Annotated in this window: 24 protein-coding genes; 10 read left to right on the top strand and 14 right to left on the bottom strand. The window is 63.5% G+C overall.

Annotated elements, in window-relative coordinates; genetic code table 11:
* Positions 1 to 10: 10 nt before the first annotated feature.
* From P9273_RS02260 to P9273_RS02245, 4 genes are all read right to left on the bottom strand, one after another.
* On the bottom strand, positions 11 to 2,542 hold the full coding sequence (locus tag P9273_RS02260; RefSeq protein ID WP_278047429.1) for a ligase-associated DNA damage response DEXH box helicase: 2,532 nt from the start codon (positions 2,540 to 2,542) through the stop codon (positions 11 to 13).
* A gap of 227 nt (positions 2,543 to 2,769) precedes the next feature.
* Positions 2,770 to 3,630 carry a C40 family peptidase gene (locus P9273_RS02255; protein ID WP_278047428.1) on the bottom strand — a complete coding sequence of 287 codons (861 nt, stop codon included), beginning with the start codon at positions 3,628 to 3,630 and terminating at the stop codon, positions 2,770 to 2,772.
* A 29-nt stretch (positions 3,631 to 3,659) separates the two neighbouring features.
* Positions 3,660 to 4,010, bottom strand: a complete 351-nt coding sequence (locus P9273_RS02250; protein WP_278047427.1) for a MarR family winged helix-turn-helix transcriptional regulator — start codon at positions 4,008 to 4,010, stop codon at positions 3,660 to 3,662.
* Positions 4,011 to 4,066: 56 nt separating this feature from the next.
* Positions 4,067 to 5,434 carry a leucyl aminopeptidase family protein gene (locus tag P9273_RS02245; protein WP_278047426.1) on the bottom strand — a complete coding sequence of 456 codons (1,368 nt, stop codon included), beginning with the start codon at positions 5,432 to 5,434 and terminating at the stop codon, positions 4,067 to 4,069.
* Between the two features lie 126 nt (positions 5,435 to 5,560).
* Between P9273_RS02245 and P9273_RS02240 the strand changes: the two genes are divergently transcribed.
* Positions 5,561 to 6,388: a tetratricopeptide repeat protein gene (locus tag P9273_RS02240; protein ID WP_278047425.1), complete on the top strand. Its 828-nt coding sequence runs from the start codon at positions 5,561 to 5,563 to the stop codon at positions 6,386 to 6,388.
* A 138-nt stretch (positions 6,389 to 6,526) separates the two neighbouring features.
* Here P9273_RS02240 and P9273_RS02235 read toward each other — a convergent pair whose 3' ends face one another.
* The 9 genes from P9273_RS02235 to P9273_RS02195 all read right to left on the bottom strand — a co-directional run bounded on the left by P9273_RS02235 (position 6,527) and on the right by P9273_RS02195 (position 15,604).
* Positions 6,527 to 7,543, bottom strand: a complete 1,017-nt coding sequence (locus P9273_RS02235) for a type II secretion system F family protein (protein ID WP_278047424.1) — start codon at positions 7,541 to 7,543, stop codon at positions 6,527 to 6,529.
* A gap of 13 nt (positions 7,544 to 7,556) precedes the next feature.
* The gene (locus tag P9273_RS02230; RefSeq protein WP_278047423.1) at positions 7,557 to 8,570 is read right to left on the bottom strand and encodes a type II secretion system F family protein; all 1,014 of its coding nucleotides are present in this window, start codon (positions 8,568 to 8,570) and stop codon (positions 7,557 to 7,559) included.
* A gap of 29 nt (positions 8,571 to 8,599) precedes the next feature.
* Positions 8,600 to 10,096 (bottom strand): CpaF family protein, encoded by a 1,497-nt coding sequence (locus P9273_RS02225; protein ID WP_278047422.1) that lies wholly within the window; start codon positions 10,094 to 10,096, stop codon positions 8,600 to 8,602.
* Positions 10,097 to 10,126: 30 nt separating this feature from the next.
* Positions 10,127 to 11,410, bottom strand: a complete 1,284-nt coding sequence (locus P9273_RS02220) for an AAA family ATPase (protein ID WP_278047784.1) — start codon at positions 11,408 to 11,410, stop codon at positions 10,127 to 10,129.
* Between the two features lie 45 nt (positions 11,411 to 11,455).
* A complete protein-coding gene (locus P9273_RS02215) occupies positions 11,456 to 12,187 on the bottom strand; it encodes a CpaD family pilus assembly protein (RefSeq protein ID WP_278047421.1) in 732 nt (243 codons plus the stop codon).
* Positions 12,188 to 12,201: 14 nt separating this feature from the next.
* A complete protein-coding gene (locus tag P9273_RS02210; protein ID WP_278047420.1) occupies positions 12,202 to 13,710 on the bottom strand; it encodes a type II and III secretion system protein family protein in 1,509 nt (502 codons plus the stop codon).
* Positions 13,707 to 14,519, bottom strand: coding sequence for a Flp pilus assembly protein CpaB (cpaB, locus tag P9273_RS02205; RefSeq protein ID WP_278047419.1), 813 nt, complete (start codon positions 14,517 to 14,519; stop codon positions 13,707 to 13,709). The genes P9273_RS02210 and cpaB overlap by 4 nt, the downstream gene beginning before the upstream one ends.
* A 226-nt stretch (positions 14,520 to 14,745) precedes the next feature.
* Positions 14,746 to 15,264 (bottom strand): A24 family peptidase, encoded by a 519-nt coding sequence (locus P9273_RS02200; RefSeq protein WP_278047418.1) that lies wholly within the window; start codon positions 15,262 to 15,264, stop codon positions 14,746 to 14,748.
* A 160-nt stretch (positions 15,265 to 15,424) separates the two neighbouring features.
* Complete coding sequence (locus P9273_RS02195; RefSeq protein WP_278047417.1) at positions 15,425 to 15,604, bottom strand: Flp family type IVb pilin; 180 nt, start codon at positions 15,602 to 15,604, stop codon at positions 15,425 to 15,427.
* 344 nt (positions 15,605 to 15,948) lie between these two features.
* On the opposite strand from P9273_RS02195, the gene P9273_RS02190 reads away from it, so the two are divergent.
* The 3 genes from P9273_RS02190 (at position 15,949) to P9273_RS02180 (ending at position 17,756) form a co-directional block, all read left to right on the top strand.
* Complete coding sequence (locus tag P9273_RS02190) at positions 15,949 to 16,371, top strand: pilus assembly protein N-terminal domain-containing protein (RefSeq protein WP_278047416.1); 423 nt, start codon at positions 15,949 to 15,951, stop codon at positions 16,369 to 16,371.
* 141 nt (positions 16,372 to 16,512) lie between these two features.
* Positions 16,513 to 17,106 carry a TadE/TadG family type IV pilus assembly protein gene (locus P9273_RS02185; protein ID WP_278047415.1) on the top strand — a complete coding sequence of 198 codons (594 nt, stop codon included), beginning with the start codon at positions 16,513 to 16,515 and terminating at the stop codon, positions 17,104 to 17,106.
* A 38-nt stretch (positions 17,107 to 17,144) separates the two neighbouring features.
* The gene (locus P9273_RS02180) at positions 17,145 to 17,756 is read left to right on the top strand and encodes a TadE/TadG family type IV pilus assembly protein (RefSeq protein WP_278047414.1); all 612 of its coding nucleotides are present in this window, start codon (positions 17,145 to 17,147) and stop codon (positions 17,754 to 17,756) included.
* Positions 17,757 to 17,760: 4 nt separating this feature from the next.
* Here the strand turns inward: P9273_RS02180 and P9273_RS02175 are convergent, their stop codons facing one another.
* Positions 17,761 to 18,657 (bottom strand): phosphate/phosphite/phosphonate ABC transporter substrate-binding protein, encoded by an 897-nt coding sequence (locus tag P9273_RS02175; RefSeq protein ID WP_278047413.1) that lies wholly within the window; start codon positions 18,655 to 18,657, stop codon positions 17,761 to 17,763.
* Between the two features lie 174 nt (positions 18,658 to 18,831).
* Between P9273_RS02175 and P9273_RS02170 the strand changes: the two genes are divergently transcribed.
* The 6 genes from P9273_RS02170 to dnaN all read left to right on the top strand — a co-directional run bounded on the left by P9273_RS02170 (position 18,832) and on the right by dnaN (position 25,926).
* Positions 18,832 to 20,064, top strand: coding sequence for a phosphopentomutase (locus tag P9273_RS02170; RefSeq protein ID WP_278047412.1), 1,233 nt, complete (start codon positions 18,832 to 18,834; stop codon positions 20,062 to 20,064).
* A complete protein-coding gene (mutM, locus tag P9273_RS02165) occupies positions 20,057 to 20,947 on the top strand; it encodes a bifunctional DNA-formamidopyrimidine glycosylase/DNA-(apurinic or apyrimidinic site) lyase (RefSeq protein ID WP_278047411.1) in 891 nt (296 codons plus the stop codon). Before P9273_RS02170 ends, mutM begins: the two co-directional genes overlap by 8 nt.
* 48 nt (positions 20,948 to 20,995) lie before the next feature.
* Positions 20,996 to 21,769 carry an enoyl-CoA hydratase gene (locus P9273_RS02160; protein ID WP_278047410.1) on the top strand — a complete coding sequence of 258 codons (774 nt, stop codon included), beginning with the start codon at positions 20,996 to 20,998 and terminating at the stop codon, positions 21,767 to 21,769.
* A gap of 195 nt (positions 21,770 to 21,964) precedes the next feature.
* Positions 21,965 to 22,231 (top strand): 30S ribosomal protein S20, encoded by a 267-nt coding sequence (gene rpsT / locus P9273_RS02155; protein WP_040985913.1) that lies wholly within the window; start codon positions 21,965 to 21,967, stop codon positions 22,229 to 22,231.
* 840 nt (positions 22,232 to 23,071) lie between these two features.
* The gene (dnaA, locus tag P9273_RS02150; protein WP_278047409.1) at positions 23,072 to 24,619 is read left to right on the top strand and encodes a chromosomal replication initiator protein DnaA; all 1,548 of its coding nucleotides are present in this window, start codon (positions 23,072 to 23,074) and stop codon (positions 24,617 to 24,619) included.
* A 188-nt stretch (positions 24,620 to 24,807) separates the two neighbouring features.
* On the top strand, positions 24,808 to 25,926 hold the full coding sequence (gene dnaN, locus P9273_RS02145; protein ID WP_040994017.1) for a DNA polymerase III subunit beta: 1,119 nt from the start codon (positions 24,808 to 24,810) through the stop codon (positions 25,924 to 25,926).
* The last annotated feature ends 8 nt before the right edge of the window (positions 25,927 to 25,934 follow it).

Below are 25,934 nucleotides of genomic sequence, written 5' to 3'. Positions count from 1 at the left end.
GCCCTCTCTTTCACTCCGTCATCTCAGGGCCCATGGCCTCTTCGACGAGCGTCGCGGCATCCATCAACAGCGTCTCGTCCGCTTCGCCATGCACCGGCATCTTGCCGATTTCGAGCATGATCGGCACGGCGAGCGGCGATATCTGTTCGAGCTTCTTATGCACGATTCGACCGCGGATGCGCGAGAGCATCTCGGCAAGTCTGCTGACATCGAGCAACCCGGTCGCGGCATCCGTACGGGTGGCCTGCAGCAGAATATGGTCGGGTTCATGGCTGCGCAGCACGTCATAGATGAGGTCGGTCGAAACGGTCACTTGGCGGCCGCTTTTCTCCTTGCCTGGGTGGCGCTTTTCGATCAGTCCGGAAATCAGCGCGCAGTTGCGGAAGGTGCGCTTCAGCAGCCAGCTGTCGGCAAACCAGGCTTCGAGATCATCGCCCAGCATGTCTTGATCGAACAGCGTGGCCAGCGACGGTTTTCTGTTCCTGAACATCCAGCCCATATCGGCCAGCGACCAGATGGCCAGCGCATAGTCTGTGGCAACAAAACCGACTGGCTTGGCTCCCGCCCGGTCGAGCCGTCGCGTCAGCAGCATGCCGAGCGTCTGATGCGCGAGCCTCCCCTCAAACGGATAGGCCACGAGGTAATAGCGGTTGCCGCGTGGGAAAGTCTCGATCAACAGGTCGTCGCGTTTCGGCAGGACGGACTTGTCCGCCTGAAACCGCAGCCAATCCGCCACCTGCTCGGGCAGTTTCTTCCAGCGTTGCGGGTCGTCGAGCATGGCCCGCACCTGCTCGGCGAGGTAGGTCGAAAGCGGGAATTTGCCACCGCCATAATAGGGCACCTTCGCGTCGCTGCCGGGCGCGTTCGAGACGAAGCACTCGTTCTCGCGAATGCCTTCGAAGCGCAAGATCTTGCCGGCGAACATGAAGGTATCGCCGTGCACCAAAGTCTCCAGGAATGCTTCCTCGATCTTTCCCAGGACCCTGCCGCCGCGCGAGGCCGCCCCCCTGCTGCCGGCCTGCACATAACGTACATTGAGCGCCGGCACTTCGATGATGGTGCCGACATTGAGCCTGTATTGCTGGGCGACGCCCGGATTTGAAACCCGCCACAAGCCTTCCTTGGTCTGCCGGATGCGGGCATAGCGCTCGTAATTTCTCAGCGCGTAGCCGCCGGTGGCCACGAAGTCGATGACGCGGTCAAAAGTCGGCCGATCAAGACTGGCGTAGGGGGCAGCGGTCCTCACTTCATTGAACAGCGTGTCGGCGTGAAACGGTGCGCCGCAGGCGCAGCCCAGCACGTGTTGCGCCAAGACGTCGAGCCCGCCATTGACCAGCGGCGGCGTGTCCTGGGCGCCGAGATAATTGGCGTCGAGCGCGGCTCGGCACTCCAGCACTTCGAAGCGATTGGCAGGAATGAGGATCGCCTTGGACGGCTCGTCCATCCGGTGGTTGGCGCGGCCGATGCGCTGCGCCAGGCGGCTGGCGCCTTTCGGCGCGCCGACATGCACCACCAGATCGACATCGCCCCAGTCGATGCCGAGATCGAGCGTCGAGGTGGCGACGATGGCGCGCAACGCATTTTCGCCCATGGCCTTCTCGACGCGGCGGCGCTGGGCGACGTCCAGGGAGCCGTGATGGAGCGCGATCGGCAGCGTGTCCTCATTGACGCGCCATAGCTCCTGGAACAGCAACTCGGCTTGGCTGCGGGTGTTGACGAAGAGCAGCGTGGTCTTGTGCCGCTTGATCTCGCGGTAGATCTCGGGCGTGGCGTAACGGGCGGAGTGCCCGGCCCAAGGCACCCGCTCTTCCGAGTCGAGGATCGATATCTCGGGCTTCGCGCCGCCCGTGACGACGATGATCTCGGACATGGCGCCCGGAGACGCCTGACTGACCAGCCAGCGCCGCAACTCGTCGGGCTCCGCCACGGTGGCCGATAAGCCTATGGTCTGCAACCCGGGGACAAAGGCGCGTAAGCGCGCCAGGTCGAGCGCCAGCAGATGCCCGCGCTTGGAGGTGACCAGCGAATGCAGCTCATCAAGCACGACATAGCGCAAATCTTCGAAGAAGCGTCTGGCGTCGTTCGAGGCGATCAGCAGCGCGAGCTGCTCGGGCGTGGTGAGCAATATGTCGGGCGGCGCCAGTTTCTGCCGCTGGCGCTTGTGCGAAGGCGTGTCGCCGGTGCGGGTCTCGATGGTGACGGGCAGGCCGATCTCCTCGACCGGCTTGCCGAGATTGCGTTCGATGTCGACGGCTAACGCCTTGAGCGGCGAGATATAGAGCGTGTGAATGCCGCGGCGGGCTTCGCCCGGCTTTCGCTTGGGACGGTTGGCGAGCTCGGTCAGCGACGGCAAAAAACCGGCCAGGGTCTTGCCGGCTCCAGTCGGCGCGATCAGCAGCGCCGATTGGCCGCTTTGCGCCTTCGCCAGCAGGTCCAATTGATGGGCGCGTGGCGACCAGCCCTTTTGGCCGAACCATTTGACGAATGGCTCAGGCAGCAGGACGGCGGCATTCCGTTCGGCAAGGCGCGGCTGCTCGGTCACGCGCAAGAGTTAGCGCGGCGGCAGGCAATCGCCAAGGAAAATCGGAACAAAAGGGGATCAACGTCCCTTTTCCTTCTTCCCTTGTGGGAGAAGGTGGATTGCCGCAAAGCGGCAAGACGGATGAGGGGTGTTCCAGCGGAGTGAGACGTCGGCATTCGCTGGAACACCCCTCATCCGTCGCCTTCGGCGACACCTTCTCCCACAAGGGGAGAAGGGAAAGGCTGGGGCTACGGCCTCCTGAAACCCGTCGGGCCGCCATAGAGATAGCCGATGCGCTGGACCGCTTCCTTCAGCCCCTCGCGCGAGACCAGCATGGTGTGACCGTTGGCGTGGATCATGTTCTTTTCGTCGGTCATGATCGCGACGTGACCTTTCCAGAAGACGAGGTCGCCACGTCGGAGACCTGAATAGTCCGCAGCCGGTTCGAACGGCGTGCCGATCGACGCTGCCTGCATATCGGAATCCCGCAGGACATCCTTGCCCGTCATGCGCATTGCCAACTGCACGAGGCCGGAGCAGTCGATGCCGAAGCCCGAGACACCGCCCCAGAGATAGGGCGTGCCGAGGAAGCTCTCCGCGACCGTGACGTAATCCTCGGCCAGCTCGGCGATCGGCCGCAAATGGCGGGCGATGACCGCCTGGCCGGACGGCAGCAGCGCGTAATGCGTGCCGCGCGTTTCGGCAGAACCGGTCACCGTCACGGTCGAGCCCATCGAGAGCTGTCCGCTGATCGGAAAGCGCAGATCCGGTCCCGGATAGAGGAAAGTGCGCGGCACGGAGACGATGTGAGTCGGCGCATGTTTGCGCGCGCCAAGAAGATTGTCGGCCACATAGCCGACATAGCCGTCGCGCTCCGCCTGCACCCAGGCCCAGCCTCCCGCGTCCTCGAAGACGAGCATGTCGTCGCCGAAGAGCATCTGCGTGTTGACGCCAGCATCGGGGCGCGGCGCCTTGCGCAGATCGGCGACAGCGGCCGTGATCCGCGCCGGGCGGCCGGTGACGAAGCGGTCGGCGGCGACCTCCCCCTTCAGCCTCGCATCGGCAAGGTCGGAGCGGAAGGCATGAAGGCGGGCATCCCTGGCGGTCAAATCGATAATCCAGTCGTCAGCAAATGAGGTCAGATTGGCAGTGCATGCGCCCTGGCAACGATACCATCGCCGAAGCGCTCGACAAAGAGCGCGCCTTCCACCGTGCGCCTGATCAGCACATTGCGCTTGTCGAACTCATCGCGATGGCGCGAGACCAGCTTCAGCGCGCCCATCGTGTCCAGCGCCCGGGTGATGACCGGCTTGGTGACATTGAGTTTTGCTGCAAGCCCGCGCACCGTGTGCGGCGGCGGATCGAGGTAGATGGTGAACAGGATCGCCGTCTGGCGCATGGTGAGATCGGGCTCGCCAGCGCGCACCTGGGCCAGCATCACCTGCTGCCACAGTCGCAAGGCCTGGCTTGGGCGCATCGAGATCGACATCGCCTAAGCATGCCGGCAAATTGTTTCGGTTCCGTTTCAGTGGCAGCGTCTCGCCGCTACGCTCCAAAACGTCCGGCGATGACCTGCTCCAGCGCGCGGATGCCTTGCGCCTCGCCGCCGGTCAGGCCGTAGGGACGATCGGCCGGGTTCCAGGCGAAGATGTCGAAATGCGCCCAGCTGCGGGTCTTCTCGACGAAGCGCTTGAGGAAAAGTGCCGCCGTGATCGACCCGGCAAAACCGTCGGTCGTCACATTGTTGATGTCGGCGATCTTCGAGGAAAGCTTCGCGTCGTAGGGACGCCACAGCGGCATACGCCACAGCGGGTCCTCGACCTTGACGGACGCCGCGCTCAGATCGGCGGCAAGCGTTTCGTCGTTGGTGTAGAAAGGCGGCAGATCGGGTCCCAGCGCGACACGCGCGGCACCGGTCAGCGTTGCCATGTCGATGAGCAAAGCGGGCTGCTCCTCATCGGCCAGCGCCAGCGCATCGGCCAGGATCAGCCTGCCTTCTGCGTCGGTGTTGCCGATCTCGACGGTGATGCCCTTGCGGCTCCTCAACACATCGCCAGGCCGGAAGGCATTGCCGGCGATCGAATTCTCGACGGCGGGGATCAGCACGCGCAGCCGGACATTCAATTTCGCCGCCATGATCATGGAAGCAAGGCCCAGCACATTGGCGGCGCCGCCCATATCCTTCTTCATCAAAAGCATGCCGGCCGATGGCTTGATGTCGAGGCCGCCGGTGTCGAAGCAGACGCCCTTGCCGACCAGCGTCACCTTCGGCGCATCGCCCGGTCCCCAGATCATGTCGATCAGCCGAGGCGCGCCGGTCGAAGCCCGGCCCACGGCATGGATCATAGGGAAGTTCCGCGCGAGGAGATCTTCGCCATGGATCACGGAGATATCGGCGCCATGGGCGGCCGCGAGTTTCCGGGTGGCTTCCTCCAGTTCAAGCGGCCCCAGGTCGCTGGTCGGCGTGTTGACGAGGTCGCGTGTCAGGAACACGCTGTCGGCGACGCGGCGCACATGCGCGGCGTCGGCGCCCTCAGGAAGCGCAAAGCGCAAAGCTCTGCCGGGTTTCTTGCCGTAGCGGGTGAAGACGTAGCCCCCGAGGACCAGGGCGAGCGCGGCGAGATCAGGCTGCGCGATCGCCGACGCGAAATGCCAATCGCCCCCCGGCAACGACCTTGCGAGCGCGCCGAGGGCAAGAACGCTTTCGCCATCGCCGGTGCCGAACAATGCGCCGGCAAGGCTGCCGCCCTCGCGCGGCAGGACCAGCGTGCGCCCTGCCTCGCCTGAAAAACCGTTGGCTCTTGCCCAGGCGACGGCGGCCGAGGGCAGCGCCGCGGCTTCAAGGGCGTCCTTTGCCACCAGAAAGACAGGCAAGGCGGCTTCCGGCTTCTGCTCAACGAGTTCTACAGGCATATGATGATCTCCGGCCGAACAGCTTGAGTCGGCGCTTCTTAACGCTCCGTTAGGGTTAACAGAATATTTCTGCGGGAGGGAAGACGGCCAGCCAATGGCCGCACAGGAATGGAGACCGGGCCGCAGATGCCTACCACAGCCTTGAACCTTACAGCCAAGCGTCTCATCACTACCGCCTTCATGGCGGCATTGGCGGCCAGCGCCGCAGGCTGCGGCAGCACCAGCAAGTTCACCACCGGCTCCATCTCCCGCTCCGACAGCAGGCCGCTGGAAACGATGTCGGCCAGCGAATTGCGGACGGCCACGTCCAGGCTCGGCCAATCCTACGCCCGCAATCCGAACGACAAGCGACTGGCGATGAATTTCGCGGCGGCGCTGCAGATGGACGGCGACGCCGACCAGTCGCTGGCGGTGATGCGCAAGCTGGCGATCGCCTATCCCAAAGATCGCGACGTGCTTGCAGCCTATGGCAAGGCGCTTGCCGCCAACGGCCAGTTCGAGCCGGCCCTCGATGCGGTGCGGCGCGCGCAGACGCCCGAATATCCGGACTGGAAGCTGGTGTCGGCGGAAGCCGCCATTCTCGACCAGATGGGTCAGAAGGACGAAGCGCGGCAGGACTATCGCAAGGCGCTGGAACTGAAGCCGAACGAACCTTCGGTGCTGTCCAATCTCGGCATGTCCTATGTGCTCGAAGGCGACCTGCGCACGGCGGAGACCTATATGCGCTCGGCCGCGCAGCAGCCTGGCGCCGACAGCAGGGTACGGCAGAACCTCGCGCTGGTCGTCGGGCTGCAGGGCCGCTTCGACGAGGCCGAGAAGATCGCCTCGCAGGAACTGTCGCCCGAGCAGGCGCAGGCCAACATCGCCTATCTGCGGCAGATGCTCGCCCAGCAGAACGCCTGGAGCCAGTTGAAGGATCAGGACAAGGGCAAGGCGAAAGTCGCCACGAACTGACCGCGGGCATCGTCAAAGCACCGCTGAAGTTGAAAAGCCACGCGGGACCTCGCGCGGCTTTTTGCTTGATGCGAACGGAAGGCTACGGCGAAGTCGCCGAGCCTAGACTAACCGCTCGGCACTTTTCCCGGAATTGCTTTACTGGCCCGAGGAGCTGTGCTGGTCGCCGAAGATGCCGCGCTGGCTGACCTGGATGCCGGCCGGCCCAAGAATGATGGCGAACAGAACCGGCAGGAAAAACAGGATCATCGGTACGGTAAGCTTCGGCGGAAGGGCCGCGGCTTTCTTTTCGGCCGCGTTCATGCGCATGTCGCGGCTTTCCGAGGCGAGCACGCGCAACGCGTGCGCCACCGGCGTGCCGTAGCGTTCGGCCTGGACCAGGGCCTGCGACACCGACTTCACCGATTCCAGGCCGGTGCGGCTTGCCAGGTTCTCATAGGCGATCTTGCGGTCCTGAAGATAGGACAGCTCGGCATTGGTGAGCACGAATTCCTCGGCAAGCGGCACCGACTGCGCGCCGACTTCGTCGGCAACCCTGCGCAAGGCCGCTTCCACCGACATGCCGGATTCCACGCAGATCAGCATCAGGTCGAGCGCGTCCGGCCAGGCCAGCTGGATCGACTGCTTGCGCTTGGTCGCGCGGTTGTTGACGTAGAGGATCGGCGCGTAGAAGCCGCCATAGGCGACAACGACACAGACGAACAGCTTGATGAAAGCCGGCTGCTGCGGCAGGCCGCCGAGCACGAACAGATAGATGGCCGCCAAGGCAAAACCGACGAATGGCAGGACAAGGCGGAAGAAGAGGAAACGCGTCAGCGGGTTCTGGCCGCGGAAGCCCGCGACCTTGAGCTTCTGGATCGTGCTTTCATCGGCAAGCGCACGCCTCAGATCGAGGCGGTCGACGATGTTGCGCATGCCGATCGACTGTTCCTCACGCAGGCCCTTGCGGCGGCGGTCGGCCTCGCTGGCCAGCCGCGCACGCTGCTCGGCGCGCAATTTGTCGCGTTCGAGCGCCACGCTCTTCATGCGCGACTTGAGCGACGTGCCGCCGAATGCCGGCATGAGCGTGAAGATGGTCGCAAAAACGGCAATGCCGACCAGCATCGCGATCAGGAAAGAAGGATCGGTGAGCGTTTTGACGACCTGCTCTGTCACTGGATCCGCGCCCCTACACTTCGAAATTCATCATCTTGCGCATCACCAGGATGCCGATCGACATCCACACACCCGAACAGCCGAGGATCAGGTTGCCGACATTGGTGGTGAACAGCGGCATGATGTAGTTCGGGCTCGACAGATAGACGAGGAAGGCGACGACGAAGGGCAAGGCGCCGATGATGACGGCGGAAGCCTTGGCTTCCATCGAAAGCGCCGCCACCTTGGCTTTCATCTTCTTGCGGTCGCGCAGGACGCGCGAAAGGTTGCCCAGCGCCTCGGACAGGTTGCCGCCGGCCTGCGACTGGATCTGGATGACGATGCCGAAGAAGCCGGCTTCGGTGCATGGCATGGTTTCGGACATGCGCATGGCGGCGTCGGGCACGGACATGCCCATCTGCTGGGAATCGACGATGCGGCGGAACTCGGACCGGACCGGTTCAGGCGACTCGTTGGCGATCAGGCGGATCGCATCGTTGAGCGGCAGGCCGGACTTGACCGCGCGCACGATGATGTCGAGCGCGTTCGGGAATTCTTCGAGGAAGGCCTTGACGCGGCGCGTACGGCGAAACGACACGAACCAGCGCGGCAGACCGAGGCCGCCCACCAGCAGGGCGCCGGGCAGAGCCCACAAAGGCGCGCCGACGAAAAAGAGAAGGCCCGTGAGCACAACGCCACACACAGCCGAATACATGTAGAAGCGCTCGATCGGAACCTGCATGCCGGCCTGGCGGATCTGAACCTTCAGCGGCGGCTTCCTGACGTTTTGGTCGTTGGTCTTCTGCTTCTCGTCGAGCTGCTTGAGCGAATCCTGAAGACTTTTGCGCCGCTTGACCGCCTCCGCGGCGCGGTCGCGCGTGGCTTTCACCACGGACCGGTCGGTTTCGGCCGTCTTGATGGTCTGAAGCCGCTTGCCGGCCTGCTTCTCGTTGTCGATGCGCGTGAACAGGAAGGCATAGGCCACCGCGCCGGCGCTGAAGCCGGCGAGCACGACGAAAGCCAGGACGGTGGCGTCAATTCCGAACATCGACCGCTGCCCCTACACCTCCAGACAAATCAGTCAGCGCGTTTCTCCATCGCCTCGAGCGCGTTGGCGAGGCGCTGCTCCTCGCCGTAATAGCGGGCGCGGTCCCAGAAATGCGGGCGGCCGATGCCCGTCGACACGTGCTCGCCGACCAGCCGGCCGCTCGAGTCCTCGCCCTTGATGTTGTAGAGGACAAGATCCTGGGTGATGATGACATCGCCCTCCATGCCGACCACCTCGGTGATGTGGGTGATGCGGCGCGAGCCGTCGCGCAGGCGAGCCGCCTGGATGATCACGTCGATCGAGCCGACGACGATCTCGCGCACCGTGCGCTGCGGCAGCGAGTAGCCGCCCATGGCGATCATCGATTCGATACGGTTGAGGCATTCGCGCGGGCTGTTCGAGTGGATCGTTCCCATCGAGCCGTCATGGCCGGTGTTCATCGCCTGCAGCAGATCGAACACTTCCGGTCCGCGCACTTCGCCGACGATGATCCGCTCGGGCCGCATGCGCAGGCAGTTCTTGACCAGGTCGCGCATGGTCACCTCGCCCTCGCCCTCGAGATTGGGCGGCCGGGTTTCGAGACGGACCACATGCGGCTGCTGCAGCTGCAGTTCCGCCGAATCCTCGCAGGTGATGACGCGCTCCTCGCGGTCGATATAGTTGGTCAGGCAGTTGAGCAGCGTCGTCTTGCCGGAGCCGGTGCCGCCCGAAATGACGACATTGCAGCGGACGCGGCCGATGATCTTGAGGATTTCCGCGCCTTGCGGCGAGATGGCGCCGAACTTCACCAGCTGATCAAGCGTCAGCTTGTCCTTCTTGAATTTGCGGATGGTAAGCGCGGTGCCGTCGATCGACAGCGGCGGCGCAATGACGTTGACGCGCGAGCCGTCGGGCAGGCGCGCGTCGCAGATCGGGCTCGATTCGTCGACGCGGCGGCCGACCTGGCTGACGATGCGCTGGCAGATGTTAAGCAGCTGCTGGTTGTCGCGGAAGCGCACGCCGGTCTGTTCGACCCTGCCATTGACTTCGATGTAGACGTTCTTGGAGCCGTTGACCATGATGTCGGCGATATCGTCGCGGGCAAGCAACGGCTCCAGCGGCCCGTAGCCCAGAACGTCGTTGCAGATGTCCTCGAGCAGCTCTTCCTGCTCGGCAATCGACATGGCGAAATTCTTGATCGCGATGATGTCGTTGACGATGTCGCGGATTTCCTCGCGCGCGCTCTCGGGATCGAGCTTGGCGAGCTGCGACAGATCGATCGTGTCGATGAGCGCGGAGAAAACCTGGCTCTTGGTGTCGTAATAGGTCTCCGAGCGTTCGCGCTGGACCCTTCGTGGCGGCTCCGGCGCCATCGGCGGCGCCTCGACGGGGCGACGCGCGGCCGGCGCGGCCGGCGTGCTGGACGGCGGCACGACCGGCCGTTCAGCCGTTATCGTCGCGATCGGAGCGGCGGCGAGAGCGGATGCCGGCGGACGGAATTCGGGCGTTGCCCGGCTGCCATCGTCTTTGCCTCTTTTACCAAACATGATCGACTACCCGATGCCGCTCAATCAGCGTCACTTCTTGTTGCGCGAGAGCTTGCCGAGGATCGAGCCCAGGCCTGCCTTCTTCCTTGTCTTGATTTCGCTGCGCCCAGTCAGCACATGCGCTATCTCATTGATGGTCGCGACGACCGGACTCTTGGCGTCCATCTCGGAGAGCATGCGGCCATTGTTGGCGGCATTGCCGAACAGCAGCGGTTCGAAGTTGATCACGGCCACCGGCGTGATGCCGAGCGGTTCAGCGAAATCGGAAGCCGCGATCTCGGGCCGCTTCGGAACGCCGGCCTGGTTGATGATCAGCTTCGGCGGGGGATCGTTCGGACGCAACCGCTTCAGCATGTCCACCATGTTCTTGGTGTTGCGAAGATTTGCGAGCTCGGGCGTGGCCGTGATGACGATCTCGTCCGCCCTGATCAGCGTGCTCTTCGTCCAGCCGCTCCAGACGTGAGGGAGGTCGAGGACCAAAAGAGGCGCGCTGCGCTGCGCCGTCTCGATGACCTGCGAGAAGGCCTCGGCGTCGAAGTCATAAACGCGCTCGAGCGTGGAGGGAGCTGCGAGCAGCGACAGATGCTCGGCGCATTGCGCGAGCAGACGGTCGAGATAGACCTCGTCGACCCGCTCGGGCGAAAACACCGCCTCGGCGATGCCTTGCGCCGGATCCTGGTCGAAATTGATGTTGGCGGTGCCGAAGGCGAGGTCGAGATCGGCGATGACGACCTCGGATTTGAACAGGGAGGACATCGCCCAGGCGACATTGTGAGCGATGGTCGAGGAGCCGACGCCGCCTTTGGCGCCAATGAAGGCGATCGAGCGGCCGATCGGCTCCGACTCAGGATCGACGAAGATCGATGACACGACGCTGACGATGTCGGTCATCGAGACCGGCGCTATGACATATTCGGAAATGCCCGAACGGATGAGCTCGCGGTAGAGCCCGACATCATTGTAGTGGCCGATGACCACAACCTTGGAGGACGGATCGCAATATTCGGCGAGCTGGCCGAGTTGCTCGAGCAGTTGCTGCGGTTCGCTGCGCGATTCCAGCAGGATCAGGTTCGGTGTCGGCGCCGACTGATAGAACTCGATCGCGGTCGGGATTCCGCCCATGTGGACCTTGAGATGGGCCTTGGCCATCCGGCGATCCTCGCCGGCGCGCGCGACAGGATTGGCGACCCCCTCGGTCTCGCAGAAGGCCTGGATCGAAATGCGCGGCACGGGACGCAACGCCTGCATGGCGGCGATGTCCTGCTGCGAAAGATCGCCGGTTTCCGCGGGCGTGTCGTAGGCAAGATTGCTCATCGTCATGCTCTTTCCGTGACTGCTCTCTTCGTCGCCCGGCGCGGCTCAGTAGGTCACTTCCGAATTGCCGAGGAACTCGTCCGAGATGCCCCTGCTCCGATAGACGTCGATCACCGCGCCACGATTTTCCGCGTCGATGTCGGACTGCTTGCGCGGCCCGATCAGATCGTTGGGATTGGCCACCTGGGCCGCGAGGTTGTTCTGATAGGAGCAGCCGAAGTCGGCGTAATGCTTGTTTTCCGACGTCTCCGTCAGATCATCGGGCCAACGGCCGCATTTATCTGTCTGGGCGCGCACGGCGACAAAGGCGACGCGCACCGGCGCGGACGCTTCCGGCACCGCCGACTGATAGGACGTCATGACGATCCGGCTGCGTTTGACGCCCGCCGCCATGGCGAGCCTGGCAAAGTCGCGACCGGCGGCACGTGCGGCGACCTCGTTGGCGGACCCGGCCGGCATCGCGATCGTCAACGCCGGCGCGGCGCTCTTGTCGTAGCCGTCGAGAAAGCCGAGCAGCGCGTCGCGCTGCGCGCCGGTCATGCCGCGATCGCCAGCGCCGACGGGCAGGTCGATCTTCTGGTTCTTCTCGGCGATCACGATTGGATGGTTCGTGCGGTAATCGTCCGGAATTGATCCTACCGTGATGCTGTCGCGGTTGGCGCAGCCTGCGAGCGACGCGGCGAGCATGACCGCCAGCGCCGGGACCATCTGCCGACGGACCCGTGCGATCCCGGATGCTGTCCGGACCGTCATGACCTTCGATGCTGACTTGGACATATCCGCATTCCCACTCATTTGTAGATGAACCCCACGACGCCGTGGTAGCGGCCGGCTGGCCTGTCGGTCTGCATGGTGCCGTAGACGCGGTTGACACGGCCGAGGAACATGGCGGCCCCGTCGCTCGCAGGACTGAAATTGTCATCCGGCTTCGCCAGGTCGTTGCGCGCCACCGGCCGCGACAGATAGGGCGTGATGATGATGACGAGCTCGCTTTCGTTGCGGACGAAGTCGCGGCTGCGGAAAAGCGTGCCGAGGACCGGAATTTTTGTTAGCCCGGGTAAGCCGTCGACGGCCTGCCGGACATCGTCGCGGACAAGACCAGCGATCATCATCGAACCGCCGGATGGCAATTCCACAGTCGTATCCGCCAGGCGTTTGCGCAGCGAGATGATATTCGTGTCGCCCAAGGCAAACGAGCCTTCCGTCGTTGGCTCTGAAACCGCGGTTCTTACCTTCAGGCTGATGCGGCCGGCAGACAACACCACCGGCTGGAACTCCAACCCGATGCCGTATTCGACCTTGTCTGCCGTCCAGGTCCTTTCGCCGGTCTGATTGTCAGTCGATTTATTGCTGGTGACGGAGCTCACCATATTGTATTCGCCACCGACCTTGAACGTTGCCTTTTCGCCCGAAACGGCGGTCAGTGTCGGCTCCGCCAGCGTCTTCATGACGCCAGATTGTTCCATGGCGGTGATGGTGCCTTGCAGAGACGAACTTGCGAAGTCGAAGCCTGAACTGGACAATGGCTTGCCGAGGCCGGGATAGGTGTCGACGGTGGAGCCAAAGGTTATCCCGTTGCTGCCGCCGTTGCCCACCATGTTGACGCCGAGCTGCTTCATCACCGAGCGGCTGACTTCCGCGACGGTAACCTTGAGCGTCACCTGGTCGTCGCCGATGATCTGCAACAGGTTGACGATCTTCGAGGTCCGGCGCTCCTGGTCGGGGTTGTTGATGTCGACGCCGCCATTGACCGAGCCGCCGGCGGCGGTCTGCGAATATTGACCCGTCGTCGCTTCACCGCCGGACACGAAGATGGTTGCCAGGTCGACGGCGCGCTTGGAATCGAGGGGCGTGTCGACAGTACCCGTCAGGACGACGTTGTCGTTGAGCAGCTCGACCTTGATCTGCGAGGTCGGAATGAAGCGCTTCAGATAGTCTTCCAGCCCGGCGACGTCGCGCTCGACGGCCAGATCCAGGCTGACGATCTGCTCGCCATTGGGACCGAACACAAAGATGTTGGTCTCGCCGACCGCCTTGCCGAACAGGTAGATGCGCCGCGCCGTGCGGGTCACGGCATCGGCAACCGCCGGATTGGCGACAAGGATATCATAGGCGTCGCTCGGCAAGTCGATGACAACGGATTTGTTGAGGCCGAGCTTGACGCGCTGCGTGGCGATGGAAGCCGACACGCCGGCGCTCGCGGCCTTGGCTTCAACCATTCCCGGAGCGCTGGTGCCGACGAGGAAAAAGCCGATCGCCGCAGCGGCCAGGAAGGGCAGCAGTTTACCGTTCAGCCTCATTTCCTTGCTCCCACCTCGGAAACCTCGCCTGACTTGATCAGGCGCACCGTTCCGCGCCGGCCATTGCCGTTGACCAGGTAGTCGGCTTCGTCCGTAATCTTTTCATGGATGTCGGTGATCGGGCGCAGCGCGAGCGTCAGGCGGTCCGCCATCTGCTGCGCCACCGTGATGATCTCCGCCTGCTGCGGCGTCAGCTCCAGGGTCGCGGTCTGGCCGACCCTGGTCTTCTTGCCTTCCTCGTCTTCCTGGATGGTCTGGTCGATGGCCAGCACGCGGATGTTCTTGAGGATCGTCTCGGTGTTGAAGCCGCTGCCGCCATTGCCGGTGTCGGCGCGGCGGGTCATGATGACGTCGACGAAGTCGTTGGGCAGGATGAAGCCGCCGGCGGACGTGTCGGCCGATATCGCGGTCGCGACGGCGCGCATGCCGGAAGGCAGGATCGACGACATGAAGCTCTGCCCCTCGCCGACCAGCTTGGAGCGCCGCAAAGGTTCGCCCGTATACATGGCGACCCGCGCGACCGAGCCCTTGAGCTTTTCGATCGCGTCAGGCTCGGCGGCGCGCGTGATGAAATTGGCGTTGACGCCGTCGGCCGGCCATTCTTCCCAGCTGATGTTGGTGCCGAGCTGGCTGCCCATCGGCACGTCGCCGGAAAGCACCAGCACATCCTGCAGCGCGATCGCCGGCTGTTTGGGCGCATCGACGACGACCTGAGGCGGCGGCGCCGCGACCATGTTCTTCGCCACATAGCCCGCGCTACCCGCCGCGACCGCAGCCACGCCCAGAATAATCAATCGGGATGCTGGCATTCGTCCGAAACCCTTCGCCTCAAGGCAAACCATCTCGCCAGGCCGGACTTTGCAGCTCCAATCGTCAAAACAAGGTTAATGCAATGCTTACGATCGTGATTAATTTAAGGTTTACTCAAATTGGATGGAACTGCCCGCCGTTAACAAAAAAGGCGGCGTGGGCCGCCTTGCGATCAACAAAAGGGTGCGGGGCGCTTGGGGGTCGCGACATCAATGCCGCCCAAGTCTATGACGTGAGCCTCTGCAGTGCCCAGACCATCAGCGGCGAATCCGGGAAGGTGATCAGTCCACCCGCGCCCAGGGCGATGCCATATGGGATGCCGACGCTCTCGTCCGCGAAATGGCGCAGAAACCGGTTGTGGCCGGTGTACATGGGGAGCGGCGATTTCCGGTAAGCAAGTATTGCCAATGTAAGCAGGCCGCCGATGAAAGCCGACGTCACCAGATAGCCGACCAGGTTGATGTTGAGGCCCATCCATAGAGCGGTCGCGGCCAGAAGCTTGGCGTCGCCGCCGCCCATGCCGCCGAGCGCAAAAAGGCCGAACGTCACCGCAAGTACGAGGGCGCCGGCAGCGAAATGCCAGCCATAGGTTGCCCAGTCCATACCGGTGAGCGGCGCGACAAGCGCGAATGTCGCCACCAACAACACGGGAACACGGTTGGCGATCGTCATCGACAAGGTGTCCGAGACCGCAGCGAACAGCATGCAGAAGGGAAAGACGACGAAGATAACGGCTTGAAGCATCGGTTACGGCGCGCTCATGGCAGTTCCGGCGGCATACTAGGTGCGCTGGATTAACGATCGATGAGGCGGGCCGATCAAAATCGGCCGACCGCAAGAAAAAGGGCCACCAGCTGGCGGCCCTTTTTCTTGCGGTCGATAAAGACGCGACAGCGCGATCTCGTTACGGAGCCGTGGCGCCGTTGAGCGTGCCCGCGATGTTGGCGAACTTGGCGTTCAGCGCGCCGCCGAGCTGGGTAGCGCCGACCATGATGGCGAGCGCGATGAGAGCGGCGATCAGACCGTATTCGATGGCGGTTGCGCCGGATTCGTCCTTCACGAAACGTGCAACGAGATTAGACATTCGAGAGCTCCTACTCCACGTGTTACAGCACTTCCGTCAACTTCTCTTTGCGGTTGATCGGATGCTGCAAATCTAGGGAGAAGCCGTTTCAATCGGCTTAATAAACAGCCTTACCGATTCCTTTCCGGGGGTGAACGCGCTGCTTGGTTAACCGTGGCCTAAACATCGTCAGGGAGCTCGGTTCCCGGGAAACCGGCGCTTTTGCGATATTATTAAAACAGCAAGCGCGCTCGACTCACGACGCATATGCAAGCCGATCCTTAATCATGCCAAGCCCGGCTTAACCGTTGCTTCACCAATCTCGTTCATGTTCCGTTGAAGAATCTGCCTGCGGGAGCGCTTCAATGACATTGTCGAAATCGCTGTTTCCAGTCGCCGCGCTGCTGGCAACTGCCGCCTTGGTGATGCCGGCGAGCGCCGGCGCCGGCATAGAAGTCACCATGAACCAGGCGAAGATCGTCAAATTGTCGCGCGCCGCCGACACGGTCGTGATCGGCAATCCCGCGATCGCCGACGCCTCGGTGCAGGACGCCTCGACCATCGTTCTCACCGGCAAGGGCTTTGGCGTCACCAATATGGTCGTGCTCGATTCCGACGGCAGCCCGATCATCGATGAGCAGGTGACGGTCGTGCGACAGGCCGCCTCCTCCGTACGCATCTACAGACGCGCCGAAGTCCAGACCATGTCCTGCACGCCCTATTGCGAGAGCGCGTTCAAGAGCGAGGCCGAGAAGGCTTCCGAAGCCGAAATCAGCGCCGGGCACTGAGCCCTGCGAGGGGCGAACCCCACGGGCATTAAAGACAGCTTAAAGCTTGCCAGGCGAATTTAACGATCATCCAAACCGGAACTCAATGGGTTTTCGCTAACCTTACCGCCGGTACCGCAAGGGGATCGGCAGGAACGCGATATGAGCAAGGATGCCACATCCGGCAACGGCACGGACAGCGAGGTGCGCTCCAGACCGCGGCCCGGCTTTTTCAGCGACAGGCGCGGCAGCACGGCGATGGAATTCGCGATGCTGGCCATACCGTTCGCGCTTCTCGTCTTCGCCATCCTCGAGAGCTGCATTTCGTTCGCCGGCCAGGAGGTGATGGCCAACGCCACCGACGATGTTGCTCGCCAGCTGCGAACCGGGCAGTTGCAGAGGACGAACGTCACCGAAGCCTCCATCAAGCAGCTGATCTGCAGTAAGCTAGAGATCATGGTGGCCAAGGATTGCCCGGGATTGCTCGTCGATTTGCGCGAGTATCCGAGTTTCGCCGACGCCGCCACGGCGGGCTTCAAGATCGTCGACGGCGACATCGTGCTGGTGCAAGGCACCAACTCGATGACCTTCACGGTCTCGCCGGGACTGGCGGAGTCCATCAACATGTTGCGGGTGTTCTACAAATGGCCAGTGATGACCGATTTCCTGGCCAAGTCGATGGCCAATCTGAAGGACGGCAACACGCTGCATTTCGCATCGGTGACCTGGCAGAACGAGCCATTCGACGACAATTGAGGCTGCTCGACGGCTAAAGCCGCGGCGTGGAGGACGATATGCATAGTGCGGGGGCACTCAGGGGGATTTCGCCGAAGGTGGAGCGGTTTTGCCGCGATCGCCGCGGCGTCGCGGCGATCGAGTTCGCGTTCATCGTGCCGGTGCTGCTCATCATGTATTTCATCACGATGGAGGCCTCGCAGGCCATCGAGACCAGCAAGAAGGTCGGCCGCATCGGCAGCATGGTCGCGGATCTCGTCACGCAGCAGCAGACCGTCCAGAAGGCCAACCTCGATGCCATCATGAAGATCGGCACATCGACGCTGCAGCCTTACAACCGTTCGTTGCCGACGATCATCATCACAGGAATACAGATCACGGACGAAGCGTCGCCCCAGGTGCAGGTTGCCTGGTCGCGCAAGCTGGTGGGCACCACCCACAGCGCCGACGCGGCCGTGAACTCGATCACCACCGTGCCAGCGACGCTGAAAATCCGCAACACCTTCCTGGTCCGCGTTGAGAGCGACCTCGGCTACAAACCCATCATCACCTGGTCCGCAAGCAATTCGCAGGGGCTCGGGCTGACCTCGGCTTTCAGCAACATATCGATGAGCGAAACCTACTATCTGAGGCCTCGCCGGAGCCCGACTATTCCTTGCAGCGACTGCTGACGCGCTATTCCTGCCCCGCCCTATCCTGCCGCACGATCGCCACCGCCATGGCATAATCCTTCTGCTCGGCCGGCGCAAAACCGCCGGAATGCGCCCGCTCCAGCAGGTCGTACACATCGGGCGTCTGTGACTTGAGATTGGTCAGGAAGACCGTCAGCCGGCGCTTTGGCTCGGGGTCGAGATCGCTGCGGACGGCGTGCGGGCCGTAGCGCAAAAGGCCCGAGGTCCACAACACGCGAAGCGACGCCTCAGGGATGCCGGCCGCCTCCAGCCGCGCGACCGTGCCGTCGGAATGGCTGGGCTGGCCGTCCGCAGCGGCCGGCTCCCAGCCGAACAGCGCGTCCGCCTCGCCGCCGGCCAGCATCGTCTCGGCCGCGGTGGCCGAGGCGGCACGCTCCAGGAAGGGCGAATCCCGCGCGATCTTGACGCCTTCGGCCGAGAGCGCCGCCAGCGGCAGCAACGCGCCGCCGACATTCTCGGCCGGCGCGATCGCGATTCGGTGCGCAGCCATGGCGGCGAGGTCCGAAAGCTTACCGTCGCGCGTCACCAGGACGGAACGAATGCCGACGGCGCCGTCGGCATCCACCGGCGCCACCAGAGGTTCGACACAGCCGCAGCGCTCCGAAGCCGTGGCATAGGCGAGAGCCGAATAGACCGCGTATTGCACGCGTCCGCTCGCCTGCGCCTCGATCAGCGCCGCGTAGTCGCGCGCAACGACGAACTCGACCTTCATGCCGAGCGCATTGGCATAGGCGTCGGTCAAGCGCGCGAGCCCGGGAACGGTGTTGCCGCCGCCCGATTCAGCGACGATGCCGATGCGGAATGTGCCGATGTCGTCACGCCAGTCGGCGCGGGCCGGCCAGGAGGCAACGCCGAACGCCGCGAGAGCGGCGGCGCACATTTTCACGGCCTGCTTTGCCGCGGTTTTGCCGCGCCTTGCCATATATGCTTCGCTCCCGCCGCATCCGCGTCTCGCCGCAACCATGGCGCCAAGCCGTTGCGGTTTGGTTTCCGATTTGCCAACACCGCCGGGGAACCTTATGTCTGGTTGTCAGGACTGACAATAAAGATACTCATGGCGCGCGCGTTCCTGTTTGTTCTCGATTCTTTCGGCATCGGCGGCGCGGCCGACGCCGAACGCTATGGCGATGCCGGCGCCGACACGTTCGGACATATCGTCAAGGCCTGCGCCGACGGCCGCGCCGACAGGCAAGGGCTGCGCAGCGGACCGCTCGCGGTGCCCAACATGATGTCGCTCGGGCTTGGCCTGGCGGCGCGAACCGCGACGGGACTCGGCATCGACGCGCCGCTGGTTGCCTCGGCGTTCCATGGCGCCGCCCAGGAAGTGTCGAGCGGCAAGGATACGCCCTCCGGCCACTGGGAGATCGCCGGCCTGCCGGTGCGTTTCGATTGGGGCTATTTTCCCGATACGGTGCCGGCCTTCCCGGCCGAGCTGACCGACGCGATCGTCCGCGAAGGCAAGCTGCCTGGCATCCTCGGCAATTGCCATGCGCCCGGAACCGCGATCATAGAGCGGCTCGGCGAAGAGCATATCCGTACCGGCAAGCCGATCTGCTACACCTCGGTGGACTCCGTGTTGCAGATCGCCGCGCATGAAACGCATTTCGGCCTGGAGCGGCTTTATGAGCTTTGCCTCACGGTGCGCCGGCTGGTCGATCCGCTCAAGATCGGGCGCGTGATCGCGCGGCCGTTCGTGGGCGAGACGCCCGCCACGTTCCAGCGCACCCACAATCGCCGCGACTATGCAGTGCCGCCGCCGGAGCCGACCCTGCTCGACCGGCTGACCGGGCGCGGCAGCAAGGTCATCGCCGTCGGGAAGATCGGCGACATCTTCGCTCATCGCGGCATTTCGGAAGTGCGCAAGGCCGGCGGCAACATGGCGATGTTCGACAAGGCCCTCGGCGCCGTGGACGACGCCCGCGACGGCGACTTGGTCTTTGCCAATTTCGTCGATTTCGACACCGAGTTCGGCCACCGGCGCGATGTCGCCGGCTATGCCGCGGCGCTCGAAGCCTTCGACCGCCGGCTGCCGGAGGCGCTGTCGCGCATCGGGCCGGGAGACCTTCTGATCCTCACCGCCGACCATGGCAACGATCCGACCTGGCCCGGCACCGACCATACGCGCGAACGCGTTCCGGTGATCGGCATCGGGCCGGGGCTGAAGGGCGGCGACATTGGGCTCAGGCCGACCTTCGCCGATATCGGCGAAACCGTCGCCGATCACCTCGGCCTGGCGACCGGTCGCCATGGAACATCCTTCCTCGCAACGATAGGCGGCCATGCCTGAGCTGCCTGAAGTCGAGACGGTCCGGCGCGGACTGCAGCCGGTTCTGGAAGGGGCGAGGCTCGTCAACGTAGAGGCACGCAGGCCCGACCTTCGCTTTCCTTTCCCCGAGCGCTTTTCGGAGCGGCTTGCCGGTAAGACCGTGACGGCACTTGGCCGGCGCGCCAAATACCTGACGATGCATATCGAAAACGGCCCGGTTCTCATCTGTCATCTCGGCATGTCGGGATCGTTCCGGGTCGAGGCAGCCGGGAGCAGCGACATACCTGGTACCTTCTATCACGAGCGCTCGAAAAGCACGGCGCATGACCATGTCTTGTTCGACGTCGCCTCGACAACGGGCAAGCGATCGCGCGTCATCTTCAACGATCCGCGCCGCTTCGGCTTCATGCTTTTTGCCGAAGGGCCGCCGGACACACATCCGATGCTGGCGGGGCTCGGCATCGAGCCAACGGGCAACGCGCTCGACGGCCCCCTGCTCGCCTCACTGCTGAAGGATCGTAGGTCGCCGCTCAAGGCGGCGCTGCTCGACCAGCGGCTGATCGCCGGGCTCGGCAATATATATGTCTCGGAAGCGCTGTGGCGCGCCGGGCTCTCGCCGCTGCGCGAAGCCGGCACCATCGCCGGGGCGGCCAAGAAGGCGAAAGAGCAAAGCGAACGCCTCGCCGGGGCGATCCGTTCGGTGATCGCCGATGCGATCGCCGCCGGCGGCTCCTCGCTGCGCGACTATGTCCAGGCCGACGGATCGCTCGGCTATTTCCAGCATTCCTTCGCGGTCTATGACCGCGAGGGAGAGCCATGCCCGAAGCCGGGTTGCCGCGGCCATATTGAGCGCATCGTGCAAAGCGGCCGCTCGACCTTTTATTGCCGGACCTGTCAGCGGTAAGCTAGGAACGGTAACGATCATCTCATTGCCGCGGAAGGAGGCGAACCCATGGCCTATGAAACCATTCTCGTGGAAACACGCGGCAAGGTCGGGCTGATCACGCTGAACCGGCCCAAGGCGCTCAATGCGCTGAACTCGCAAGTCCTTGGCGAGGTCGTGGCGGCGGCGAGCGCGTTCAATGCCGACCCCGCGATCGGCGCGATGGTGCTCACGGGATCGGAAAAGGCGTTTGCCGCCGGCGCCGACATCAAGGAAATGCAGGCGCTGTCCTTCGCCGATGCCTACAGCCAGGATTTCTTCGTCGGCTGGGAGGAATTCACGCGCACGCGCAAGCCCATCATCGCGGCGGTCGCGGGCTATGCGCTCGGCGGCGGCTGCGAGCTGGCCATGATGTGCGACTTCATCATCGCTGCCGACAATGCCAAGTTCGGCCAGCCCGAAATCACGCTCGGCGTCATGCCGGGCATGGGCGGATCGCAGCGGCTGACTCGCTTCGTCGGCAAGTCGAAGGCGATGGACATGTGCCTGACCGGGCGGATGATGGACGCGGCTGAAGCCGAGCGGAGCGGGCTGGTATCGCGGGTGGTGCCGGTCGCAGAGCTCATTGAGGAAGCGCTGAAGGCGGCGGCCAAGATCGCCGAGTTCTCGCTGCCGTCGGTGATGATGACCAAGGAGGCCGTCAACCGCGCTTACGAGACGACGCTCGCCGAAGGGCTCCGCTTCGAACGCCGCCTTTTCCATTCGCTGTTTGCGCTCGACGACCAGAAAGAAGGCATGGCCGCCTTCGTCGAGAAGCGGAAGCCGAATTTCACCAACCGCTAGGCCATGCCGCCGATGACAGAAAGCGGATGACGACGCGCCGTGTTTTCAGTCTCCAAAAAGACTGCCCAGTGGCGTTGACGCGCCGGAAAAGCTGAACTATAAGCCGCACCAACCGAGGCGGCCCTGTGGCTGCCCGTTTGTTTTTTGCGCCCTGCGGCATCCCGTTGGCGCTCACCAGATCAGAAGAGAGGCATCATGGCCAATACGTCCTCGGCCAAAAAGGCAACGCGCAAGATCGCCCGCCGCGCGGCGGTCAACAAGAACCGCCGCTCGCGCGTCCGCACCTATGTCCGCAAGGTCGAAGAGGCGCTGGCCGCCGGCGACAAGGCCGCGGCAGTAGAAGCCTTCAAGGCGGCGGAGCCGGAATTGATGCGCGCCGCCACCAAGGGCGTCGTCCACAAGAACACGGCTTCCCGCAAGGTCTCGCGGCTCGCTCAGCGCGTCAAGACGCTGTCGGCCTGACCGACTTAATCCTCGATCCATCGATGTGGAACCCGGTCGCACAGGCCGGGTTTTTTCGTTTGCCGGCAAGTACTTAAAAAATTTACTCGCAAGCAACGCTTGTGGCGCGAATCCAGCGCCAGTAATGTTTTGCCGGCATATTCAGCGCCGCTGATATCGGCACGCCCTCCCCGCGGCAGCTGTCCAAATTTGCCTGTCAAGAAATCCGTAGTTTTTTCATGGACTTACGGCGGGTCATCCACAGCTTGTTCAACTCACGGTCAGGCTATAGGGGAGAAGTAGCTGTCAAGAGAATTATTTCAGAATATTTCGCTTCGGCCGGCCTTTTTCATATTCGCCGGAAAAGGGTTTGAATCACAATGGCTTTGTCAAAACGCGCCGTCCGGACACCCGATTTCAAGCCCTGTCCGGTAACCAGATTCGTTAAAAAACCGTTAGATGTGGCCTTGCCCTATCCACAGCGATTTCGGTAATGTCCATCCATCGAAGGGACGGGCTCTAGCCCCTAACCTAGCCTGAATCGGCCAGCACAAAATGGCGGAATTCATGACGTGGAGCAATTCCGCGTGCGGCTTGGTTTGTCTCTTCGGTGCGGGTAGGGGACTGGCGTAATTGTACATGGCAGTCGATGTCTCGCCGGCGTTTCGCCGGAGGGTGGCGTATTGCCTTGTCTTTGTCGAAAGCCGGCGTGCGGAGCCGGCAGTCGGTCCCTTGCGCGAGTTGCGACGATCGTTGCCGGCGGCGGCAGCGGCAGAGCGGCAAAATGAGGTCGCCGGACCAAGAGATGCAGGAGGCGCATCCCCGGCGGAAAAGGGTACGAGAAGACAAAGGGACTTGATCATGCAGAGCGGCATCGAGAGGGAGATAGCGGGCGAGCTCCCATTTCCAGCAACTTTTGTCGGAGGGGGCGACGCGGTGGCATCCAGCGACGCGGAACAGAAGTTCGAACGGGTCAAGGCTCAGCTGAAGGCGCGCCTTGGAGCCGAGGTCTATTCGAGCTGGTTCGGTCGCATGAAGGTCGCCGAGGCCTCCCGCGGTGTTGTCCGTATCTCCGTGCCGACAGCTTTCCTGCGGTCCTGGATCAACGGCCACTATCTCGAGCTCATCGCTGAGCTGTGGCGGCATGAGGATCCGGACGTCCTCAAGATCGAGATCGTCGTGCGCACCGCCACGCGCCAGGGCCGCAATCATGTCGAGCCGGAAGTGGCGCCGGCGCGCAAGATGACCAAGCAGACGCACACCGCGCTCGCCAACGGCACAGCGAGCGCCGGGCGCGTGGAACAACGGGCGCCGGCACCGCGCCCGGGCGCGCCCGCGGAACCGGAGTTCCGCCACAATGTGCTGGGATCGCCGCTCGACCCGCGCTACACGTTCAGCTCCTTCATCGAAGGGCCATCGAACAGAGTGGCCTTCGCGGCGGCGAGGGCGGTAGCGGAATCGCAGTCGAGCGCGGTTCGTTTCAATCCGCTTTTCCTGCATGCGACCGTCGGGCTCGGCAAGACGCACCTGCTGCAGGCGATCGCTGCGGAATCGCTGCGGCACAACCCGAAGTCGCGCGTCGTATACCTGACCGCGGAATATTTCATGTGGCGCTTCGCCACCGCGATCCGGGACAACAACGCACTGACGCTGAAAGAGCAGCTGCGTGACATCGATCTCTTGATCATCGACGACATGCAGTTCCTGCAGGGCAAGTCGATCCAGCACGAATTCTGCCACCTCATCAACATGCTGCTCGACAGCGCCAAACAGGTCGTGGTCGCGGCCGACCGGCCGCCATCGGAACTGGAATCGCTGGAGCCGCGCGTGCGTTCGCGGCTGAATGGCGGCGTGGCGCTGGAAATGTCGGCGCCGGATTTCGCCATGCGGCTCGGCATGCTGAAGCTGCGCCGCGCCACCGCCAAGACCGATGATGCCTCGCTCGACATCTCGGACGAAATCCTGGAGCATGTCGCGCGCACGGTGACCGGCAGCGGGCGCGAGCTCGAAGGCGCCTTCAACCAGCTTCTGTTCCGTCAGTCCTTCGAGCCGCAAATCACCATAGACCGCATCGACGAGATCCTCGGTCATATCTACCGTTCCGGCGAGCCGAAGCGGGTGCGCATCGAGGACATCCAGCGCATCGTGGCGCGCCACTACAACGTGTCGAAGACGGAGCTTCTGTCCAACCGGCGCACGCGCACGATCGTCAAGCCGCGGCAGGTGGCGATGTATCTGTCGAAAGTGATGACGCCGCGCTCCTTGCCGGAGATCGGGCGGCGCTTCGGCGGCCGCGACCACACGACCGTGCTGCATGCCGTGCGCAAGATCGAGGACCTTTCGGGCGGGGACAACACGCTGGCGCAGGAACTCGAACTGCTCAGAAGGCTGATCAACGACCAGGCCTGAGGGTCGGCGGCGCGCTTCGCCGGTTTTATCCCCAGAAAGCCCGCGCCGCCGGCCGTAACCGGTGCCGCGGGCTTGCGTTCGCAGGCTTTTTACTGTCAGCTTACGGAGATTCTGGAAGCCTTTCAGGGCTTTCGCGGGATGCCGCCTGCCGGTGACCCGTTCATTCATTGAAGCGAGCCTGTTTCGTCATGCGTGTTATCCTGGAACGGTCAAATCTCCTGAAGTCCCTCAACCACGTCCACCGCGTGGTCGAGCGGCGCAACACCATACCGATCCTGTCCAACGTGCTGCTCAGCGCCGAGGGCGCCAGCCTCGAGATGAAGGCGACGGACCTCGACCTCGAAGTGACGGAGGCGACGCCCGCCAAGGTCGAGCGTGGCGGCGCGACGACGGTGCCGGCGCATCTGCTCTACGATATCGTGCGCAAGCTTTCAGACGGCGCCGAGGTGATGTTGAAGACGGATGAGGACGGCAACGCGATGACCGTCACGTCCGGCCGTTCGAGCTTCCGTCTGCAGTGCCTGCCGCAATCCGACTTCCCAGAGCTTTCGGCCGGTTCGTTCTCGCATATCTTCCGGTTGGAATCGGCGGCGCTCAAGGGGCTGATCGACAAGACCCAGTTCGCCATCTCCACCGAGGAGACGCGCTATTATCTCAACGGCATCTTCCTGCACACGCATGAGGTGGGCGGTAAACTGAAGCTGCGCTCGGTGGCGACCGACGGACACCGCCTGGCGCGCGCCGAGATCGACGCACCGGCGGGCTCGGAAGGCATGCCCGGCATCATCATCCCGCGCAAGACGGTGAGCGAGCTGCAGAAACTGGTCGACGATCCCGATGTGGCGGTGACCACCGAACTGTCGGATACCAAGATCCGCTTCACCATCGGCAGCGTCGTTTTGACCTCGAAGCTGATCGACGGGACCTTCCCCGATTATCAGCGCGTCATCCCGACCGGCAACGACAAGAAGCTGATCATCGACCGCCAGAGCTTCGCCGCGGCGGTGGATCGCGTTTCGACCATTTCCTCCGAACGCGGCCGGGCGGTGAAACTGTCGATCAATGACGGCCAGCTCACCTTAGCCGTCAACAACCCCGACTCTGGCAGCGCCACCGAGGAACTAGCGGCCGACTATTCGTCGGACCCGATCGAGATCGGCTTCAACGCCAAATACCTGCTCGATGTCGCCGCCCAGCTCACCGGTTCCGAGGCCAAGTTCATGCTGGCCGATGCCGGTTCGCCGACCCTGATCCATGACATGGCCGACGAAACCGCGCTCTATGTGCTGATGCCGATGCGGGTGTAGGCTTGAAC

The sequence above is a fragment of the Mesorhizobium sp. WSM4935 genome (genome assembly GCF_029625735.1).
GTDB lineage: Bacteria > Pseudomonadota > Alphaproteobacteria > Rhizobiales > Rhizobiaceae > Mesorhizobium.
The sequence above is the reverse complement of the archived record's forward strand: the minus strand, read 5'-3'. Positions and strand labels throughout refer to the sequence as shown.